This is a genomic window from Rhodopirellula islandica, assembly GCF_001027925.1.
In the GTDB taxonomy this organism is placed as follows: domain Bacteria; phylum Planctomycetota; class Planctomycetia; order Pirellulales; family Pirellulaceae; genus Rhodopirellula; species Rhodopirellula islandica.
In genome coordinates, this window is the sequence record NZ_LECT01000038.1 from 235,292 (window position 1) to 256,401 (window position 21,110).

The following is a 21,110-nucleotide window of genomic DNA, read 5'->3' on the forward strand; positions in this document are numbered from 1 at the left end:
CGACACCCAAAAGTGAACGACCGTCCAGAAACGGCCGGTCGTTCACGAATTCGTTTTTTTATCTTTCACGAACCAAATGGAATCCGATCGGCGAAAGAGGGCAACAGTCTATACGGTCGTGCGGGCCGCCGCATCCACCGACCAGCCCTCGCGGTAGTTTTTGCTCAACAGCGAGGTGGCCTGCTCGTCGCCCGTGCAAACCATGTCCGAAGCATTGAATTTCAACTCCCGCCCGCATTGGTGAGCGACGGTGCCCAGCAAAACCGTTTCGGTCAACGGTCCGGAATAATCAAATTGGCAAAGCGGAGTGCCCTGCCCTCGGATCGCTTGCATCCATTCCATGTGGTGACCGATCGAATCAGCAATCCGCGGAGCCGCTGGTTTGAAGTCCGCGAACTTGTCTTTGGGAAGCAGCGTGTAACTGCCGTATGTCGCGATCATCATTCCCTTGTCGCCCACAAACAGAACGCCACTGCCTGGCACCGAGATGCCTTCCAGTTCTTTGGGCGAACGGTCACCGTCGTACCAAGTCAGATCCAACTCGTCATGCTTGTCGGTTGCATCGAAGTGATAGCGGACCTTCAAACCGGTTGGGCAGTAGTCATCCGATGGGGGTGGCCCATCCGCAACAACACTCGATGGAAGATGCAAACCCAATGCCCAGAATGGCAAGTCAACGTAGTGACACCCCATGTCTCCGAGTGTGCCAGCACCGTAGGCACGATAACGGCGCCATGAAGCAGGGTGCAAACCTGGCGTGTAGGCGATTTTGGGTGCGGGGCCAAGCCACAGATCCCAGTCAACGTTGTCGGGTGCTTCACCTTGAGGCACGGGCAACTCAGTCGCGCCCCAGCCCTTGCCAACCCACACGTGAACTCGAGTGACGTTGCCGATCACCCCGTCTTGGATCATCTCCACCACACGGCGGTAGTTTCCACCGGCATGAATCTGCGTTCCCATTTGAGTCACCACCCCTGCTTCCTTGGCCGCCAGTCGAATGGCGCGAGCCTCAGCAACGGTGTGAGTCAAAGGCTTTTCGCAATAGACGTTCAGCCCTTGCTCAATCGCTCGAATGGTTGCGGGTGCGTGATGATGATCCGGCGTGCTGATCACCACCCCATCCAGCTCGGTTTCTTCCCGAAGCATTTCGCGGTAATCGCGATACAGCTTGGCTTTTGGGAATCGTTCTCCGCCCGCCTTCAAATAGTTTGCATCAACATCACAGAGCGCGACCAAGTTCTGAGACTGCACCCCAGCCACGTTGGCAGCACCGCGATTGGCGATCCCAATGACGGCCAAGTTCAACGGCCGGTCGGGGTCAATGTCCTTGGCGGCTTTCGCCACCGGTGCACTCAGGTGTGACGTGGCGGCCAGTCCCATGGTGGCCCCGGTCCACTGCATCCATTGACGACGATCGACCGTCGCTCCCAATTTCGGCTGTGATGGCGTGGGGGTGGCGGACGAGACGACAGAGCGGGCGGATTTCATCGGTGATCCTCGTGTGTCAAATGCATTGAGTCAGCCGGAACGAGCACCTTCAGCGCGTGCCTGCCCCGGACCGAACGAGCCGACATTGTAATGTGTCATTTGAGCATCTGTGACACTCAGACCTCCGACTCCCCCTTCCTGGGCGACGAAGGCGTCTGAGAAGACATTAACACCCCACGCCGGATCAAGATGGGTTCTTTATCGCCCCAATCGACGCGACACGGCTCGCTGGTCGCCACTTCCGAATCGCACACCCCGAGCGCCAAACGCATGATCCGGCGGTGCTGACGTTGATCATCGACCAGCGGGATACTGCGGTCAGGAACGACCGGCAAAGCAATTTGTTCATCCCGGTGGTAGCAAGCAATCCGGTGCAGCGTCACGACTCGCAACCAATGCCAAGGTCGTTCAACACGAACGTGATCGCGGCACCAACGCCAATCCGCAAAACGAAGCAATTCATCCTCCTGGAACAGGAAGCAACGGATGCATTCTTTGCGAACCACATGGCGGTCCTCGCACGTCATGCAGAACAACCAAACCTTGCGGGGCATGGAGGAGGTCGCGAGCCATCCGGTCAGAATGCTGGCAGCGTCATTCAGGATCTCGAATCCGACTCGACCTTCCGTCGGCACGATCGGTGCGTTCAAGGTTGTCGAACGAGCCAACTGACGCAGTGTCTCCCGAGCGGAAGGATTGTCGTAAGCATCGTCGATCGTTCGCCTGGGAGCAACGTTGCGAAAGACCAACTGCACCGTCCCATCTTCCTCATCGACCGGCAATAAATAGTGGGCCTGAAAGAGCAGTTCGTCCGAATCGCCACGACGAAGCCGGTCCAGGTATTTCAAACGCTTGCGAAACAGCACCCACCAACTGATCGCGATTCCCAGCAGAACGCCCACCGCTTTGCCAAACACTTCGGGGACGACACGTTGCCACTCCATCTCGGAGAGCCATTCCATCAACGCTTCCATTCAAACCAACCCCGCAAAGGCATCAACCAACAGCAAACCCAAACAAGCAATCTGGTTGCACAAGTTAGCACAACCTCAACCGAACACTGGCGTCACGTGCTCCTGAGGGGACACTCGTCTACGATTGGTTCTGCGCCGCATCCAAACGGGTAGCCCCAGCCACAACCCAGGGCGTTGCCTGGGCTGATAAAAATGAAATCAACCAGGCGGTTTGGGCGGTTTTCAATGAATGGTATTGATACGACGTTTGTCGTTATTGAAAAAGTCAAAGTGTAAATTGACAATTGTAAAATGCCGGAATGCGTGGATGAAATCGCATCAATTTGCATTTTTCAATTGTCAATTTAACTTTTTCAGTGAGTTGCATTCGGTTCGCACACTTACCACCCTACCAACATTTCCATCAGCCCAGGCGTTGCCCTGGGCTGGCATAGGGCTGCCCCGTTGGGGCGAAGTCGAGGAACAAAACCTGCGCAGTTCAAAGCGGTGTCAAAACCAAATATTTCGCAGCCCAGGCTAACGCTGGACTGGCCAAGGTTTGGTGCTGACGCTCCGATAGCGGATGCAACTTTCCTTCCGGCTCGCTGTCTTTCTTCACAACTCCTTTTTGAATGCCATCACTTCATGTCAGCCACGTTTCGCGTCGACGTCTCCAAAGAACAATTCATTTTCTCCGCTGCACACTTCATCACGTTCGCGGGCGACATTTGCGAGCGCATTCATGGGCACAATTACGGCGTCCGAGTCAGCGTGGAAGGGCCGCTGGATGAGAACCGTTACGTCGTCGACTTCATCGCCCTGCGCGATGCCGTGCTGAAGCAAACCCAGGCACTCGACCACCACGTGATCCTGCCACGCGATCACAAAGAGATCTTGATCACGCAGGACGAGACCGAAACCACCGCACGTTTTCGAGAACGACGCTGGGTCTTTCCCAACGAGGACTGCATCCTCTTGCCGGTGATCAACACCACGGCAGAGGAGATCGCTCGTGTGATCGCAGAAAACGTTCGCGAACAAACACGAGAACAATTCGGCGATGCATTGTCATCGATCGAAGTCGCCGTCGATGAAAACGCTGGCCAATGGGGCATCTGCAAACTGCCCTGGAACGAATGAGAAATCATTCAGCAGTCAGCGTCCCTCGGGCATTTGTCTCCTCAAGCACTTGGTGAGGTGGCACCGTCCCGGGCGACGGCATCCCCAATCGCTGGAACCACAATCTGCTTGGCAGGTTTCCCGCCGGGCAAGTCGTATCGCTGATTGATGGGGACCACCACGCCGCAACTGACGATGAACTGCAAGGCTTCGTCGATTGTCAAATTCAAGTCGATCGCTTCGCTGCGGCGAACGCTGACCGTGAACCCGGTCATCGGCATCGGACTGGTTGGCATCAACACGCTCAACATCGGTTCGCCAGCCGCTTCGGAAACCTCACGCATGCCATTGCCGGTCACAAACCCGAGCGACCAGATGCCATCGCGCGGGTACTGAATCGCGACCACGCGATTGAACTCGATTTGCCGATCGTCAAACGCGAAGTCCGTGATCTGCTTCACGCTTCCGTAGACCTTGTTGACGATGGGGATCCGCAGAATCGCGGCATCAAACGTCGTCACGAACCATCGCCCAATTCCCCCGGTGAACAAACGCCCGAGGAAATACAGCAGCATGAAGAACACGATCAAGAAGACCGGGACGACCACCGATCGCGGCATGTACTGAAGCTGGACGAAACGATCCCAGTACCCCATCGCACTGTTGGGTGGAACCGCAGCGGGTCCAAACGCATCGATCTCCGAATCAACTCGCTGGACAACGTACCCCGGCAGGAAACGTCGTCCGGTTGGATCGGGAACGTACGACAAACCTTTGTAAGTGAAGCCGCGTTGATTGAGTTTTCCCTGGGATCCGTCCGGCGAATCATTGATGATCGAACCTTCCGGTGGCTGTTCGTATGTCTCGCTCACCGCTGGAATCAGCACGAAGCGTCGAATGCCAGTCTCGACCGGCAACAACACGTAGTTTTCGATCGCATTCCAAGCCCAAATCAAGACCACAATCGTCAACAGGGGAGGCAGAACAACCCCCAACCCGCGAACGATCGCGCGGCGGGCACCACCTTTGTGGTGTCCGGAGGTTTCGCCTTGGCTTTCGAGAGAAGTGTCGGTCGATTCAGTCATCGTGCGGGAAAACCGGATGAGAAGATCATTGGGACGATCGCTCGCCAAAAGGACTTCGCCCAACAGGAAGAGAAGTCATCGTGAAATGGGACGTTGTTTCCGCCGCCGCGTCCAACCGCACGACAGACTTTAACACGGAATGTCGATCCACGAACCCGCATACTCGCCCCAACCAACCCAATCGGCAAGGAAGGATACGCTCATCGATTCATTTTGGTGCGTCACGAATCGCACGAGCAACCACCAGCAAATCCACTCGAGCAGCACCAGCATCCAACAACACCCGAGAGATTTCATCGGCGGTCGCGCCGGTTGTCATCACATCATCGACCAAAAGAACATCTCGCCCCAGCAGTCGTTTTCTCCAGCGTCGTCGAACCTGAAACGCTCCCCGCACATTTTCACGACGAGCCATGTCGTCCAGGAACGCCTGCTTTTGTACTGCACGCGTGGTTTCCAACAGCGATCCAAACGAGAAATTCATCTCTCGAGCGAAGCGACTGGCCAGCGAACCGGTCCCGACACCGCCCCGCCGAAACTGACGCCAAAACGGGCTGGGCACATGCGTCACGACCCGCGAACGCCCTGATTCCGCCCGCGCCTTCGCCCCGGGCACCTCGGGGCTGAGGACTCCTGGGCCGCCGGCTTCAGGCTCGGGGGAGCCAGACTTGTCCGCCAATCGGCGGGATTCTCCCACACGGTAGCGATCCGCCAACCGGACCGCCAATTCGCGAGCGATCGCTGTGTTGCGAGGGTACTTTGCCGCGATGATCGCTTGGCGAACCACCTCGTGATACCGGTAAACGGCCGTGGCGGACGCGAATGCAAACGGCGATTCTCGTCGCACACATTCTGGGCACGGCAACTCGCCCTGCCCCGAATCGCCCTGCCCCGAATCGCCCTGCCCCGAATCGCCCTGCCCCGAATCGTTGTGTCCCGAAGCGGGCCAGGCACACCGCAGGCAAGCCGACTGCATCGTCGGAGCGGACTGAACCAGCGAGGTTTCGCAGAGCTGGCAAAAGGACGCGAATCGCCGCCTTGTGACAGACGAATCCACTGAGGAATTCCTCCGCACCGAAGCCGGTCCGGTCAGCTCGCCACACAACACGCAGACCGGTGGAAACAGCAGCGGGGCCAGCAATTCGCCGGTATTTCGCACGCCTTCGATCAAAAAGTTGGTGCTTTTCACAAAATAACTTTGTGTTCCCGCGAACCTTCTGCTGAAATAAAGCTCTAACCAGTCAGCGACATTCCGCCCCGTTGAGACGGGGAAGTTGCATGAAGCGTTCGGCCCTGGGTAACAACCCGTTGACCGATTCGCGATTGTAACGAATTCTGATGTCCTTACTTTCCGTTTTTGAGCTCCATCACCGCACCGAGAAAATCGGCGCAGGGAGGATTCGATGCGTAACCTGATCTCGACTCAACGTGTTGTCCGCATTTCCCACATCGTGGGTGTCATGCGTACCAATGCTGCCGAGACTCTGTGCGTCGTCATCCATTCCTGCTCATTGCAGTGGGAGGGCCTCGGTTATCCGGGGTCCAGCGCCCCGGAGCCTCTGGCAGCCAGTTTTGCGGCAATAAAACCCTGGCGGTTTTCTTTTGCCACCGACCAAACGTGTCACAGGTCCATGCGATAAGGCTCCCGCCTTTTCCTCGCATTGAACTGAAGCACGCCGCGAAAAGTCTCTGGCACGCCTGACCCATTGGGTCACGCCGTTGATTTTTCGTATGCCGCCCATCGCGTTTCGCGTCGGCAGCGCCCCGCTCGGATCAGAACCTCGCCTGCACCCACGTCCATCGCTCACACCGATGGCAGAAGTCTTCCTCACAGACCTCTGACAAAAACGTCGTGCATCGCTGAAGTTCTCGCTTCCGTCCACGGGGCTCGCTGACGAAGTTGATTCATCGATCGGGTTTTCCAACTGGTTTGAAACAATTCAGCAGGCAGCCGCTTGGCTGACCTGAACAGGAAAGTATTCCCGGAACCCCGGGAGGATGGACACCATGAAGATCACCCCTGATTTCACGACCACCGTTTCGCCGACTGACGGCAACGCTATCGTTCGCAACTCCGCGTCCCCATCTGCCTCGGGTCAAACCGTGGCCCAATTGGTGATCGCCGCTCAAGGCGGAGACCAATTGGCATTTGGTGACTTGTTCGAACGGTACCGACCCATCATCGTCGCTTTGGCGATCAGCCGCGTTCGCAACTTGCACGAAGCCGAAGAATTGACCCAAGACGTGTTCATCCAAGCGATGCAAAAACTGGATCAACTTCGCGTGCCAGAAGCGTTTGGTGGATGGTTGCGTCAGATCGTGCACCGCATGGCGATCAATCGGTTCAGCCGACAACGAACCGCCACCGCGTGCGATCCAGAAACCCTGGAAGCGACTTGCGTCGATGACACCACGCCTGAAAACGTGGCGCAAGATCGAGAGCAAGCTGCGGCGGTACGAAGCGGGATCGCACGCCTGGGAACCTTGGACCGTCAAACGCTCAATGCGTTTTATCTCAATGGACAATCGTTGATTGAGATGAGCGACGCGTTCGATGCCCCGGTCGGAACGATCAAGCGTCGTTTGCACACCGCGCGACGTCGACTGGCAGAAACGCTGCAAGACGAAATGGCTTTTGGGGATTCGGCGGACGACCGTGCCGACGAATCCCCGGCCGTCTTGCCGATGCCATCAGCCCGCGACCGGTCGGATGACACCCTCGGTGACTCCGCCCTGATCGCGCAAGCGGTCTGACTGGCCCGGACGCCTCTCTTGGTAGCTGGATTCGCCAGAATTCAGAGGCACGAACTGGTGAGCCTCCGAATTCTTGGCGAATCCGGCTACAGTCTTGCAACTACGTCAGCTTGTGACGGACGCGTTGCTGCTCGTAGGCCAGGTCCCACCTGGCACTGGCTCTTTGCCAAACAACATCACTCTTGTGATGAAAGCTTGCCCGGACGCCTCGCTTGGTTCCCAAGCATCGGCTCGGTGCCAGGTGAAACCTGGCCTACGTCTTAAGAACCCCGCCCGTTGCAAACGGGAGGGGTCGGAAAGCGAGCGTTCAGCGAGATTTCCGGGGGAGGGCATCCCCTGCGGCCACAACGTCCTACCGAAGAACGAATTCACCCTCCTGGCAGGAGGGTCAAGCGAAGCGAGGGGAGGTCGAACGCGAACACGCGGGTCCATTGAAAAAGTAAAATGGACAATCACAAACATCCACCTCACCCAGCCTCAGCCAATCCCCTGGTTTGCATCGCCCCAGCGAATCGGGCAAACTGGAAGTCTCCCAGCGGGGGGAGGCCCCGCTGAGAACAAGTCCCGGTTCACTGAGAACAAGTTTCCGCGGAGTCAAAACGCTCGACTTGTTCTCACCGCCAAACCGGCAAGAACACCGCTCAAACACCTCTTCTCAGTCGGTACAACTGCTGAGAAACAAGTTCGGCCAATCAAATCCTCTGAATACGTCATATGAAAATCAGGATCTGCATCCTCGCGATTTGTGCAATCCTGGTCTTGGGTTGTCAACGGAATATCACGGTCAGCAACCCAGACGGGGATACTGCTAGTCTTGGGGGATTCTGGCTCGCACCAATGTTGATCGTTCAGTGGGTGGCTCCACTCGCATACTTGATTTTAGCGGCGGCGGCATTCGTCGCGTGGAAACGCTATCGAACCACTGTTCTGTTGGTCCTTTGCCTTGCCGTTACTTGCATGCTTGTTGGTACTGTCGGTAGCGCGGCCGCAGAGAGCCCTATGAGAGGCGCAACAATCGACGAGTTGCGTTCCGGAACTGCACTGCCCATCGCTTGGCTGCTAAACCTTTCCAACTCGCTGATTGCCGCCGGTTATTCACTTGCTGTACTTGGGGGAGTGGTATCATTGCGGTATGTCATGCGAGCCGGAAGTATCGGCAGCGAGGCAGAACCATGAAATGCACGGGAGAACGGGTGGTCCGTTTTCTCGTCTGCTTGCAAGTCGTTCGCCCGTCCCCCGTGATTTCTACCGTTCTGCCAATAAAAGCCATGACGCAATTACCACTCATCCCAGACTCAGATGGCGGCATTGTGCTTGAAGGCTTGGACGCGAACGGAGAGTCATACGAGCAGTTTGTATTTCCTACCTCTCAAGAACGAGTGACAATTCGCAACTGCTCATTTGTCAATTGCTGCACAACCATTGGAACTTGCCAAATTGATTTTGGCACACGAATTGAAAACGTCGTCTTCGAGAACTTCGCGTGCGGAGATGCCATTCACATTGATCGCAGTGTACACCTGAGCAATTTGATCATTCGCGGAAAGAAGCCGAGTAAGGTATTCGTGAAACCGACTGGTAACGAGGGGCAGGCAGTCGCCAATCACGGCCCTGATGCAATTGCACTCGACATCTCGGGCTATCAAGGTGATGTTGAGGTACTGGGCCTGCCGGCAACCACTGTGCTTCACAATCCAGAGAGACATATTTGTGTTCATGGCAACTGGAACGAACGGTCAGGTGAATGGAGAGCTGCTGGCGTAGGCCCCTTGAGTTATTTGGGCATTTGCCTGAAGAAGGTCACGCTCGGCGGTCACGAATGTGGCTTCTTTGGATTGCCCAAGCGTCGGAGCAAACTGTACGAAGAAGTGACGACAGAGATCCAAATACTCACCGACGAACTAGGCCTATCCTTCGGCTGACCGACCTAAGGCAGAACAAAGCGATGAACCGAAGTCGCGGAGTTGCCGTTTTTGACAATTGAGAATCAATCGCCGCGACTCGGTTATCGCGGTCGTTATTTGATTGAAGTTCAAGATGCATGATTGCCGTCGCTCGATTTACTACCGACGTTGACGTTGTCGACATTGTCCGCCGCATCAGTGCCGCTTATCCCGGAACCGCTACCGTGTCGGACGATTATTACCGCGACCGCATTGCATCGGCCGAAGCACTGGCCACCGAAATTGGTTACGACCAAAATTCACGTCCGTTACAATGCTTGCGAGATGTCGCTTCGCGAGTTGGATTGCAATACCATTTGCGGATACCACTTACACGCAACACTTGGGTAGATGCTAGAATTGACGGCAAAGGCGCACTCGTAACCGGCGACGGCGGCATTCCAGACTCGTTGAGAATCAAACTGCTTGACCTACTTGCTGCGATTCCAGCGACAATTGACACTGACTGACGCTCGTACGGCAAATAACCATGACATGCACGGGAGAACAGCTTGCGTGTTTTTTGAAGTGGAACGTCTTCCGTCCGTTCCCCGTGATGTCTACCGTTGAATTCAATTGCCCCCTCCGGTGCAGTCACTGAACAATCCTCCTGAACCGGCGATTTGCTCCTGCCGGCATGGCACGCATCATTGCGTGAACCGGTGTTGGCTCCCTTGCCAACTTGATTCCGCCAAAGGGATTAGGCCTCGTTGATGAGCCAGTGCCCGGCAAAAGTCTCTGGTCCCAGGACTGCTCCCTCCGGTAGCCACCAGGTGAACTGGCCTGCGAAACGCCCAAGATGTTTTCCACCCAAACCGCAGAGCGGTGACATTTGCTAGCCTCGGGTTTCAACCCGAGGTCCCTGTTGACCCTGCACCGGCTCCGAGCCGCGGAGCGGCGACAGGTGGGTTCGCACTTGTTGCCAACTGTCGTCGCTCCGCGACTGGGGCTGTGTTTCTGGTCCGAATGAACCTTGGGTTGAAACCCAAGGCTGTTCCAATGCCGTCGCTCCGCGACTCAGAAGCGCCGGTTCGAGACCACCTGGAGTCGTATTTCGCAGACTCGTTCGAGCGACCGGGAGCGTCCCGCCCGCTCGGTTGCCATTCGACTCAGCGAAAATTCGCTGCGTGGAACTGCATGAGCTCAACACATCGCTGCTCGTAGATTTTCAATCCCGAGTGTGGCACCTCTGGGACAACGATACGTTCAAACGGGATCCCCAGCGAGGTCAGAAACTTCATGTACTCCAGATTGTTCTGGTAGTTGAAACCTTTGGTCCCAACGTAAATCATCCAATCCACCTTGGGCGTCTTCGTTTTGGAATAGGCTCGTGCCAAATCCCAAGTGTTGTCGCCTTCTGCAAAAACAAGAGTCGCTGACTCGCGACCTCCTGACTCGCTGATTTTGCGTTCGGTTTCATAACCGCCACCACCTGCCGCCGCACTGCAAAACAATTCCGGGTGACGCAGCGACAATCGCATCGTTCCGCGCCCGCCCTGCGAGAACCCTTCGATTCCACGGTGCTCACGGTCAGCGATCGTTCGATAAGTTGCATCGATGTGCGGGATCAACTCTTTGATGAACACGTCCGCACCCTGCTTGGCTGGTTCACCAGGGATGTTGTAGTGGCTGACCGGCCCACCATTGACGAAGACGTAGATCATGCCCGGAACCTGCTCTGATTCCATCGCGGAATGGATCAACGGAACCAACGCGAGTGACTTTGTCTCGCTGCCTGGCCGTCCACCATGCAAGTAATAGACAACGGGAAAACGCTTGGCCGATGCGCCACTGGAATACCCAGGCGGCAACAAAACCGCGTACCCCACGTCTCGCTTCAACGATGGACTTTGGAACGTTCCATGCTTGAGCGACGGGTGTTGCCTTTGCTTCGGAATCGGATTCACCCAAGCAAACGGCGCCGGCTTCTTCTTCGCCTTCTTGGGCGTTGCCTTGTCATCGGCTTGCACCACAGGCGATTCAGCGAACAAGGAGGTTTCTGCCAGCAATGACAAACAGGCTACCAAGCAAATGACGCGGTGCATGGGCAATCTTCTTGGGGGACGGGATTGAGTGGGAATGCAACACTATACTCATCCAATGCGTGACCAACGCCGCGCTGCCGTTGCCAATCCCTTTGCTCCCTGTCACCACCGAGCGACCCAAAGATGGATCCGTTCTTACAAGCCGCGTTCGATGAAGCACACCTCGGCCTCCAAGAAAATGGGATCCCGATTGGCTCCGTGCTGGTGATCGACCATGAAATCGTTTCGCGTGGCCACAACCGACGCATCCAAAGTGGCAGTGCAATCTTGCACGCCGAGATGGATTGCCTGGAACGTGCCGGTCGCCTGACCGCAAGTGACTACTCACGATCCACGCTGTACTCGACGTTGTCGCCGTGTGACATGTGCAGCGGCGCGGCCCTGCTTTACAAAATCCCGCGAATCATCGTCGGCGAGAACCAAACCTTCCAAGGACCGGAATCCTACGTCCGCAGCCGTGGCGTCGACTTGCAGATCGTCAATGATCCGGATTGCATTGAGCTGATGCAGAACTTCATCCGAAACCGCCCAACGCTCTGGAACGAAGACATCGGCCTGCCAACGGAAGATTGACATCACGCACCGACCTCTTGTTCAACCTCCGCGCCTGCCCCACATTTTTCACAGGCGGGCAAGAGCGAGTGACGGACGCCGCCGCATTTCTGACAGGCGTGAAAGAGCGTCGTTTCGCAACTGGGGCAGGTGTAAGGTTGGTCGAATGTGGCCGCATCGCCGTCGACCGTGACGGGAGTGCGTTTCTTCAAACTCCGCCGCGTCCACACCGCGAATTTCAATGGCCCACGTTGGATCGGGTGGTCGCATATCGGGCAGAAGAAGTGAGCGTACGCTTCCCGGTACTGACGCAGCAACCAATCGCGACTGGGTCGGGCGATCAGTCGCAGCAACCGCACCAAGACTCCCGTCGCAATGGCCAGCGACAACAAGATCAAAATGTACTTGAAGTAGATCGTAGGAAAGTGATCGTGCATCACCAGCAAAACACGAGCGGCGACGGCGCCACTGAGTGCATACACCAGCATCGCGTACGTTCCGCCGGCTTGACGCACGAACAACCAACTGCAGAGAAGCAACATTGGAATCAACAACGCAAGCTTGTACGCCGCCAGTTTCCATTGATGTTGTTCCGCAAGCGTTTCGTACTCGTCCGCAATGGGCCGACTCTCACGCGTGATCACTTGCTCGTTCTCTCGCCGCAACCGCTCCACATCATCCAACTGATCGTTGAGACCAGACAGCTCGGCATTCAGCGTTTGTGTTTGACTCTGATTGGCCAAAAACAATTGCAAGCTGTCTGTCAAAGCCGTCTGCTGACCATCGCTCAGTGACGTTGCGTTCTCATCCGCATTGCGTTTCAGTTCCAACAGTTGATTGATCGTCTGCTGCGAGTCGCGGGTCGTTTGCCCGGTCAGTTGTCGCCGTCGTTCGGCCGAAGCGATCTGCTGCTTCAAATCCGCCAACTGCGCCGCGAGCAATTGCCGCTCGTCCTGCAATTCCTGTGGCAAACCCTCGTCGAGCATCTGGCTGTAGTTCGGCCCCTGCACACGATCGATGTCGCGAACGATGTAGCCGAGCAACCAAAACGCCAGCAAACCAACCGCGACGCTGAATCCAAAAACCATGAAGCGAAGCATGAACGATCCGCGGTGTTTCTTGGTCTTCATTTGTTCGCCTCAATGCCAACGTCGGAGAATGGAATTCCTTAACCTAGAGCCCACGCTTTCAATATTCTTCGCGAAAATCCCACTTTCAAACGTTCAGAATAGCGGTCCTCTCACTACCAATGGATGTGAGCGGAACCTTTCAGCTTTTTGCTTGGTGTACACTGGATCGTAGGAGGAGCAAACATGTCGCTCGAAAATATGCTGTCAGCCTTGACGCCCAACGAAAAAATCGCCGCAATGGACATCCTGTGGCGGGATCTGTCTGCTACATCGACGCAAATAGTATCGCCCGATTGGCACGGAGACGTTCTGGCAACTCGGAGCCAGAACCCGTCTTCGGAACCACCATTGGGACTGGATGCCGCATTTGACGACGTCAGGGATCGGCTCGATGCACGTCGAACTCAGGGCTGAAGCTAGAATTGACCTCGTGGACGGGGCCGAATTTTACGAAAACATCTCCCCTGGGCTAAGTGAGCGTTTTCTTGATTGCGTGCGTGAAGATTTGGCGTTGCTAGGATCCACGGCGGGCATGCATGAGTTGTACCGTGGATTTCACCGCGCACTCGTGAAACGCTTCCCGTTTGCAATTTACTACCTCGTCACGTCAGATGCAGTGCACGTGGTCGCCATACTCGACTGTCGTGTTGCCCCCAAGTCAACAGACGAGAGACTGAGACGAACCGTGTGAATCGGGCTCCGTGTCGTCGTGCCTACTCGCTTCGCAAAATGGCCAGGCACAGGGCGACCATCACGCTGAAACTGGCGATCAATCCGAGGAAGCCCAGAATGCTGACTCGCTGGATCCCAAACATTGGTTGATCGGGGAACAAGACCGGTGAGACCTCGTAAGACAGCATCAACGCGGAACCCAAGAACACCGCGCTTGTCATCAGCCCCACCACCAAGCGGTTGACCACCGGGGCAAAGCGTTTGGGCTCCAAGCGAATTTGCAATTGCCCAAGTCGAGCTTGGTTCATCAACGACAGCAACTGCTCCGGCGCGTTCTCCATGAAGGCTTCGCTCTCCAGATAAATCCGCCGGGCCTGCCGGATCCGGCGTGCCGGGGTCAAGCGGCGGATCATCACCCGTCGAAGGTACGAGCGAACGATATCAAGTGAATCAAACCCGACGCCCATCTCTCGCAAGGTTCCCTCCAACGAGATCAACATTTTCAACAGCAGCGCGGATTGATTCGGCAAGCCGATCCCGTGGCGGTGAAGAATCTCGCTGAGTTGATTCAACGCCCCAGCGAGATCAAAACGATCGAGTGATTGACGACCGTAGGTGTCGATGAAATCAGCCACATCGATTTCCAACGCCGACTGATCCAGGTCCACTCGCGGGTTGCCCACCCGACGAATCAATCGCGTCAGCCGTCGACTGTCACCGGCGTTGATCGCCGCCAACATTTCTTCGATCGACTCACGCATCGATTCGTCGATGCGCCCCGTCATGCCGAAGTCCAGAATCGCCAAGCGACCGTCTCGCAAGCAGAACAAGTTGCCCGGGTGCGGATCGGCGTGGAAGAATCCATCCTCGAACACCATTCGCAAATAGGTTCGAGCCAGCGTCCGGCCCAACTCGGGTGGCAGGTCCGCACGAGTCATCTCGGTCGACTCGCCGGTGGGTTCGCGATCATCTCGCTCAAAGATTTTCGCCAGCGGTTCGCCGATCATCTCTTCCATGACCAAGATGCGCCGCGTGCACAAGGGATCCAACACGGATGGAATGACAATCTCAGCTTTGTCCGACTCAAGAATCTGAGCGAACTGTTTCAAGTTGCTGCGTTCGCGATGAAAATCGAGTTCGCGAAGGATCATCGGCATCAATTGCCGGACCATGTCCGAGGGGCCCCACACGGCGAGTGCCTCCACGTGATCCGCCCACTGGGCCAATCCTTCCAGCACATCCAAATCCTCACGCATCATCTTTTCGATGCCGCGGCGTTGGACCTTCAAGACCACCCGTCGTCCGTCCATCAACTCCGCCCGGTGGACTTGTCCAATCGAGGCGGTCGCCAGCGGCACCGGTTCGATGAGCCGGAAGTGCTCGCGGAAGTTCGGACCAAGCTCTTCTGCCAGCGTTGCTTCGACGACTTCCATGCTGTCGGGCGAGACTTCGTTGCGGAGCTGTTTCAGCTCCTCGGCGATCTCGTTGCCGACGAGGTCAGGACGAGCCGCGAGGACCTGGCCGACCTTGATGAACGTGGGCCCCAACTCGGTGATTGCCATCCGGATTCGCTGGGACCGTGTGTACTGGGTCAGCGGGACGCCCGAGCGATCTTTGATCCAGTTCTGCAGCGGCAACCGACGGGTGCGACTGATCCAATCCGCCAGCCCGTACCGGCGCAGCACCCTCAGGATCTCGCGTCCTCGGCGCAGATTGCGGTACAACTGGGGGATCGATGTCAGCTTCATGAGTTTCCGTGGAGGTGGTTGGTCGCACCATTGTGATCGCCGGTTCGGCAAATCGTCGAGCAGGACGAATTTTCGGCCTCGAAAACCTTCCCTTTATGCCCAATATTCCGCTCGCAGCGTTGGTTCCGCCCGGATTGCCGGCCCCCGATCCGACATTTGCCGATGATTGGGCGACCGCCATCACCACGACGATCGAGCTGATGCTGGTGTCGGCTGGAATCGCGATCTTGATCGGGGTGCCCACGGCATTTTTCGTCAGCCTGCTGCGACCGAACCACTGGCTGGTTCGAACCTGGACCTTTTTCGCGTTCGTGACCTTGGCCATGCCGCTGATCTTGCTGGCGGCAGCCTGGGAATCCACCGCTGGCAAATTTGGTTGGTTGGTCACCACCATGACGGGAGGCAACCTGGGCTGGGTCGGGTGGATCCATGGGATGCACGGAGTCGCCCTGGTGTCGCTGGCAACCGTTTGGGCGACCCGCCGCATTTCTCCCATCGCCATCCAACAGGCCAGCTTGGATTTTTCGCCCAGCCAGAGTTGGTGGCGTGTCCGGTTGCCGATCGCGATGCCCTGGATCGTCGCGTCGGTCATCGGCGTGATGGTGCTCGCATCGACCGAAATGAGCGTCGCGGATTTGCACAGTGTCCGCACCGTGGCCGATCAGTTCTACCTGTTCTACTCCGTCGATCCCAACACAACCTCGGTGCTGGTGTCGACGTTGGTTCCGATGGCGGTCGGTGGCGTCCCGGCGCTGCTTTGGTTTTGGTTGCGACGTCGTCGCTGGAACGTTGCATCCGACAGAGGCCTGGAATCCACCCCCACGTCAACCAGCTCAAAGAATGCTGCTGGGGAAAACGCAGCAACGCGAGGAATGAACACCATCGCGTGCGTCGGCGTGAGCCTCTGCACGTTGCTGCTGTTGCTTCCACTCGCTGGATTGGTCGTTCAAACGGGACACTCCGTCGAAGTGGTCGACGGCCAACGGCAAGCCACCTTTCAATGGCAAGCCTCCCTTCGGGCGATCACGGAAGCCCCACGACTGTTTCAAGACGAGATCGCCTGGACGATTCAGCTGGCCCTGTTCTCGATCCTCTGGACGCTCCCCATCGCGTTGGGACTGGCTCGTTGGGCGCGTGCCTCAAGCACGGCCGGCGTGATCATCGATGTCTTGGGAACGATGTTGTTTTTAGTACCTGGCCCCGTGATCGGAATGACGGTCGCGGCTTTCTTCCGCCTGCCATTTCCGGGACTGGATTGGCTGGCAACCCACACACTGGTCCCCACTTTGATCGCGGTTGGCGTGCGCAGCGTCCTGGTCGCCTACGCCATTTTGCGGAACGCCTACGGTGGCATCGACGACGCGACTTGGCTGTCCGGGCGGATGGATGGACCCGTCGCTTGGCGATGGTGGCACCTGGAACTCCCCTTGCTGCGACGCGGGTTGGGCATTGCCGCCTTGGCCGTGGCGATCGTGTCGGCAGGAGACGTCCCTGCCGCCATGCCAGCCCTGCCTCCCGGTGTGACAACAACCGGCACCCGACTGTTTGGTTTGTTGCACAGCGGAGCCCGATACCAGGAGGCCTCGTTGGCGATGGTTCACACCGGGATGGTGATCCTGCTGTGCGGAGCGATTCTGGCCATGCGACTCCACTTGCGTCGTTCAAGCAAAGGCGTAGATTGAAGCGTTTCGCCGCGTCCGTGCCCCCGCTTCGGCAATTGCCTTGTTTGTCCCCGAATCCCTGCTCGCGGTGTACTGTGTGCTGATCATCACGGCCTCGGTCAGTGGTGGCTGGTTGCCATCTTTGGTGCGGATGACACACCTCCGCACCCAGCTCTTGATGAGCTTTGTCGCTGGTTTGATGCTGGGCATCGCGATGCTGCACCTGCTGCCGCATTCGCTGCACAAAATCAGCTCCGCGTCCCAGGCCTGCGGAGGCGTCTTGGTTGGCATCATCACGATGTTCATCCTGCTGCGAACGTTCCACACGCATGTGCATGGGCACGGAGAATCGCACGATCACCATCATGCTCATGGGCATCACGACGCCCACGATCACGCTCACGATCACGATCACAGCCATGAAGGGCACGCTCACGACCACGCCCACTCCAATGCCAAACGCGTCAGCAGCAAACCGCTCGGTTGGCTCGGCATGTTGTTTGGTTTGGGGCTTCACACCCTGATGGACGGGGTGGCTTTGGCGGCCAGCATCGCTGCGGAATCCCAGCATTCGCCGTGGCTCGGACTCGCTGGCCTGGGAACCTTCCTCGCGGTGGCACTTCACAAGCCTCTTGATGCCTTTGCGATCACATCGGTGATGAGCAAAGGTGGCTGGACATCGGCTCAGCGAACCATGGTGAACCTGACCTTTTCCATGGCCTGCCCCATCGGCGCGATCGCGTTCTACTTTGGTGCCACACAGTTTGCCAACACGGATATTCTGCTCGGGTGGGGGCTGGCACTCTCGGCTGGGTTCTTCATCTGCATCTCGCTCTCTGACTTGCTTCCTGAGGTTGCTTTTCACGACCACGATCGCCTGAAGCTGACCACCGCGTTGCTTCTGGGCGTCGCCCTGGCCGTTGGGATCGAAAGCCTGCCAGGTCACAGCCATTCCGTGGCTCCGACGGAAACCCCCGTCGTTTCGACCAGCGTGAATCCCTAACCCACTGCCCCAGAACCATTCCCATGGGAAGTTGCGACCACCATCATTCGGGCGACTCGGCTGGTGAATCCGAAAGCTGTGGAAGCTTGCACCATCACGGGCTGACCTCCGCTGGCCAGTTCGACACTGTCAGCGATGCGAGGTTGCTGTGGTCGGTGTTGCTGAATCAATTCCTGACAGTTGCCCAAGTGATCGCGGGAATCTTCTCGGGCAGCGTGGCCTTGCTGTCCGACGCGGCCCACAACTTCAGCGATGCCAACTCGTTGCTGATCGCCTACATCGCTCGGCGAATCGCTCGCAAAGAAGCCAACCAGCGGTACACGTTTGGTTACCGCCGCGCTGAACTGATCGGGGCCACGATCAACCTCACTCTCCTGGCGGTCGTCGGCTGCTACTTGATTTACGAAGCCATTCATCGATTCTTCGACCCGCAACCGATCATCGGTTGGTTGATGGCCGCCGCCGCAGGAATCGCCTTGGTCGTGGATCTTGGGACGGCGTTGCTGCTGTGGGCGATGAGCAAGGGCTCACTGAACGTTCGCGCTGCCTTCATTCACAACTTGGTGGACGCCGCTGGCAGCGTTGCCGTTTTGATCGGTGCTGCGGCCGTCATCTACCTGGACTGGCTGTGGGTGGACGCGTTCCTGACGCTGTTGATCGCGTCCTACATCCTCTACCAAGTCTGGCAGATGCTTCCCGAAGCGACTCGCATTTTGATGGAAGGTGCGCCCGCCAATTTCAAACTGGACGAAATGATTGCTGACCTCAACAAGATCGAAGGCGTCTCCGGAATCCACCACGTGCACCTCTGGGAACTGGACGAATCGCATCGAGCACTCGAAGCCCATGTGGTCATCGAACCCACGAGGTATGAAGACCTCGAACCCATCAAACGTCTCATCAAGACCTATCTGATCAACGAACACAACATCCGCCACTCCACGCTGGAGTTTGAATTCGCGGCCACATCCGACTGCCACGATGCCGATGGCAACCTGATCCACGGCAACTGCCCTTAGAAAACACGGGCCACGCGTCCGGCAGGTACACTGGGAACCCCCACTCCCCCCTGCCTCATCGACACAGATTGCCCCATGACGCGTTTTCTCTCGACAGTGCTCGTCCTCGCACTTGCGGTTCTGGCCTCGGATCCTTCCACCGCCTCAGCCCAGCGTGATCCCAATCGGATGACTCACGGCCCCATGCTAGGCAGGCCGTCCTCGACCGGCGTGGCCGTGTGGGCTCGCACGTCGGACGCGGGTGAGTTCACCGTTCACTTCGGAACACGACCACCCGAAAACCATGGCGGGGATTTGTCGGACCGCGTCAGCGAACCTGGCCGAACACGCATTGAACATGACAACACGGGCGTGGTGATGCTCAGCGATCTCCAACCCGACACGCGCTATCACTACCGCATCTACGTCAACGATCGCCCGCAAGGCGAGCCAGGAACATTCCGCACTCTGCCTGACCAAGCAGGATCTGAATCGGAGCACAATCCTGATGGGCTGTTCAACTTTCGTTTCCAGATTGGTTCGTGCGCCAATCAAAATCCGCTTCACGGAATCGGACACGACAGCCCCACCTACAAACACCTCAATCAAGACTGGGCGGACAAAGTCCACTTTCACATCATGAACGGGGATTGGCTGTACGAAGAACTTCGAGAGTACCCGGCCGAAGCTTGGCGACTGACGCAGGGAATCGACGAGCTCCCGCAAGTGGTGGAAGCCATGCCAACCGTGACCGGCGTTTGGGAGAACTACAAACTCTACCTGACTCGCAACCACGCGCTGTCGACCTGGCATCGCAACGTGCCATCACTGTTCACCTTCGATGACCACGAATTGGTCAATGACATTTGGGGAGCTTCCGAGGCGGGCAAACGCCACCGCCGAACCGTCTTCCGCGACATCGGAACTTACGCCTGGAACGACTACCTGGGCTGGGCCAACCCCGTCGAATCCAAACAGCGATTGCATGTTGGCACAGCGAAACTGACCGCGGGCAGTGACTTGCTCATCGATCGCCAAACCAACTTCCGGCAACTGCCACTGAATGAGATGCTGAACCTGCACGTGCACTGGGGAACCGACACCGCAGGCGTCAATGACATGATCTACGACACCGACGACGGCGAAGCCAACTCGTATGTCTATGACATCGTGGAAGTGGTCGATGAACACACGGTCCGACTTCACATGCCCGCCAAAGCCGACGGCCAAGTCAGCTACTCCATCGGACAACGCAGCTATGGAAAATTCAGTGTCTCCAACTGCGACTTTTTTTTGCTCGACACTCGCGGCGACCGCGACATGCACGATGTTTCGCAGCGGGACAAACCAGGTGTTTCGATGCTGGGCAAACATCAACGCGAATGGCTGCTGCGTGAGATGAAAGCCAGCGATGCCAAGTTCACCTTTCTGATTTCCAGCGTCCCGATGATGATCCCACACAGTGGTGCGGGCGGGTTCGAAGCCGACGAAGCCAACAAAGAAGAAGCCTGGACAGGCTTCCTGGACGAACGAGAAATGCTGATCGATGCCTGGGACGAAATGGACAAACAAGTCTTCGTGATGACGGGCGACCTGCACAACAGCTTCGCGATTCGAGTGACCGACAACGTCTGGGAATTCTGTTGCGGCCCGCACAACAGCGTCAATCACGTACCAGAACTCGACGAAAGCAATCGCCCTGCGACGGGGCGGTTTCAATTCGGACCGCGTGAATGTGACATCCGCTGGAGCAGTTACGTGCTGGCCGACCTGCCACGATTGGAACGGCTGTACCCGCATTTCTGTGTGGTGCAGGTCAACAACGTCTTCAACATGCCGGTCAAACAAGGCGACAAACGCTTGGTTGCCTACCCGCATCCGCAGGTGGTGTTCCAGTACTACGACGGCTGGACAGGCGAACTGGCTTACGCGGAATCCGTCTCGTTACCGCGAGAGTGA

16 protein-coding genes and 1 pseudogene are annotated in these 21,110 nt (G+C 57.2%); 10 read left to right on the top strand and 7 right to left on the bottom strand.

Annotated features, from left to right (window positions below):
* Nucleotides 1-108: 108 nt before the first annotated feature.
* Entirely contained in the window at nt 109-1,488 is a 1,380-nt protein-coding gene (locus RISK_RS19095; RefSeq protein WP_236696457.1) for a Gfo/Idh/MocA family protein, read from the bottom strand.
* A gap of 116 nt (nt 1,489-1,604) precedes the next feature.
* Nucleotides 1,605-2,450, bottom strand: coding sequence for a hypothetical protein (locus tag RISK_RS19100; RefSeq protein WP_236696458.1), 846 nt, complete (start codon nt 2,448-2,450; stop codon nt 1,605-1,607).
* A gap of 636 nt (nt 2,451-3,086) precedes the next feature.
* Here RISK_RS19100 and RISK_RS19105 point away from each other — a divergent pair.
* The gene (locus RISK_RS19105) at nt 3,087-3,581 is read left to right on the top strand and encodes a 6-pyruvoyl trahydropterin synthase family protein (protein ID WP_047815894.1); all 495 of its coding nucleotides are present in this window, start codon (nt 3,087-3,089) and stop codon (nt 3,579-3,581) included.
* 41 nt (nt 3,582-3,622) lie between these two features.
* On the opposite strand, the pseudogene RISK_RS19110 reads toward RISK_RS19105, so the two are convergent.
* Nucleotides 3,623-4,806 (bottom strand): annotated as a pseudogene (locus RISK_RS19110) (DUF502 domain-containing protein).
* Nucleotides 4,807-4,853: 47 nt separating this feature from the next.
* Nucleotides 4,854-5,834: a ComF family protein gene (locus RISK_RS19115; RefSeq protein WP_047815895.1), complete on the bottom strand. Its 981-nt coding sequence runs from the start codon at nt 5,832-5,834 to the stop codon at nt 4,854-4,856.
* Nucleotides 5,835-6,643: 809 nt separating this feature from the next.
* Here RISK_RS19115 and RISK_RS19120 point away from each other — a divergent pair.
* The 3 genes from RISK_RS19120 to RISK_RS19135 all read left to right on the top strand — a co-directional run bounded on the left by RISK_RS19120 (nt 6,644) and on the right by RISK_RS19135 (nt 9,812).
* Complete coding sequence (locus tag RISK_RS19120) at nt 6,644-7,399, top strand: RNA polymerase sigma factor (RefSeq protein ID WP_047815896.1); 756 nt, start codon at nt 6,644-6,646, stop codon at nt 7,397-7,399.
* 1,268 nt (nt 7,400-8,667) lie between these two features.
* On the top strand, nt 8,668-9,321 hold the full coding sequence (locus RISK_RS31760; RefSeq protein ID WP_150122628.1) for a hypothetical protein: 654 nt from the start codon (nt 8,668-8,670) through the stop codon (nt 9,319-9,321).
* Between the two features lie 119 nt (nt 9,322-9,440).
* On the top strand, nt 9,441-9,812 hold the full coding sequence (locus RISK_RS19135) for a hypothetical protein (protein WP_047815899.1): 372 nt from the start codon (nt 9,441-9,443) through the stop codon (nt 9,810-9,812).
* Between the two features lie 639 nt (nt 9,813-10,451).
* Here RISK_RS19135 and RISK_RS19140 read toward each other — a convergent pair.
* Nucleotides 10,452-11,387 carry an alpha/beta hydrolase gene (locus RISK_RS19140; protein WP_047815900.1) on the bottom strand — a complete coding sequence of 312 codons (936 nt, stop codon included), beginning with the start codon at nt 11,385-11,387 and terminating at the stop codon, nt 10,452-10,454.
* Between the two features lie 123 nt (nt 11,388-11,510).
* On the opposite strand from RISK_RS19140, the gene RISK_RS19145 reads away from it, so the two are divergent.
* Nucleotides 11,511-11,960 carry a nucleoside deaminase gene (locus tag RISK_RS19145; protein ID WP_047815901.1) on the top strand — a complete coding sequence of 150 codons (450 nt, stop codon included), beginning with the start codon at nt 11,511-11,513 and terminating at the stop codon, nt 11,958-11,960.
* Between the two features lie 2 nt (nt 11,961-11,962).
* Here the strand turns inward: RISK_RS19145 and RISK_RS19150 are convergent, their stop codons facing one another.
* A complete protein-coding gene (locus RISK_RS19150; RefSeq protein WP_047815902.1) occupies nt 11,963-13,069 on the bottom strand; it encodes a membrane protein in 1,107 nt (368 codons plus the stop codon).
* A 198-nt stretch (nt 13,070-13,267) separates the two neighbouring features.
* Between RISK_RS19150 and RISK_RS33650 the strand changes: the two genes are divergently transcribed.
* On the top strand, nt 13,268-13,483 hold the full coding sequence (locus RISK_RS33650; protein WP_390173950.1) for an addiction module protein: 216 nt from the start codon (nt 13,268-13,270) through the stop codon (nt 13,481-13,483).
* 299 nt (nt 13,484-13,782) lie between these two features.
* Here the strand turns inward: RISK_RS33650 and RISK_RS19160 are convergent, their stop codons facing one another.
* Complete coding sequence (locus RISK_RS19160; RefSeq protein WP_047815903.1) at nt 13,783-15,489, bottom strand: ABC1 kinase family protein; 1,707 nt, start codon at nt 15,487-15,489, stop codon at nt 13,783-13,785.
* Between the two features lie 95 nt (nt 15,490-15,584).
* On the opposite strand from RISK_RS19160, the gene RISK_RS19165 reads away from it, so the two are divergent.
* The 4 genes from RISK_RS19165 (at nt 15,585) to RISK_RS19180 (ending at nt 21,110) form a co-directional block, all read left to right on the top strand.
* Nucleotides 15,585-17,171 (top strand): ABC transporter permease, encoded by a 1,587-nt coding sequence (locus RISK_RS19165; protein WP_236696460.1) that lies wholly within the window; start codon nt 15,585-15,587, stop codon nt 17,169-17,171.
* 40 nt (nt 17,172-17,211) lie between these two features.
* Nucleotides 17,212-18,153 carry a ZIP family metal transporter gene (locus tag RISK_RS19170; protein WP_047815905.1) on the top strand — a complete coding sequence of 314 codons (942 nt, stop codon included), beginning with the start codon at nt 17,212-17,214 and terminating at the stop codon, nt 18,151-18,153.
* A gap of 23 nt (nt 18,154-18,176) precedes the next feature.
* On the top strand, nt 18,177-19,172 hold the full coding sequence (locus RISK_RS19175; protein WP_047815906.1) for a cation diffusion facilitator family transporter: 996 nt from the start codon (nt 18,177-18,179) through the stop codon (nt 19,170-19,172).
* A 75-nt stretch (nt 19,173-19,247) separates the two neighbouring features.
* Nucleotides 19,248-21,110, top strand: a complete 1,863-nt coding sequence (locus RISK_RS19180; RefSeq protein WP_047815907.1) for an alkaline phosphatase D family protein — start codon at nt 19,248-19,250, stop codon at nt 21,108-21,110.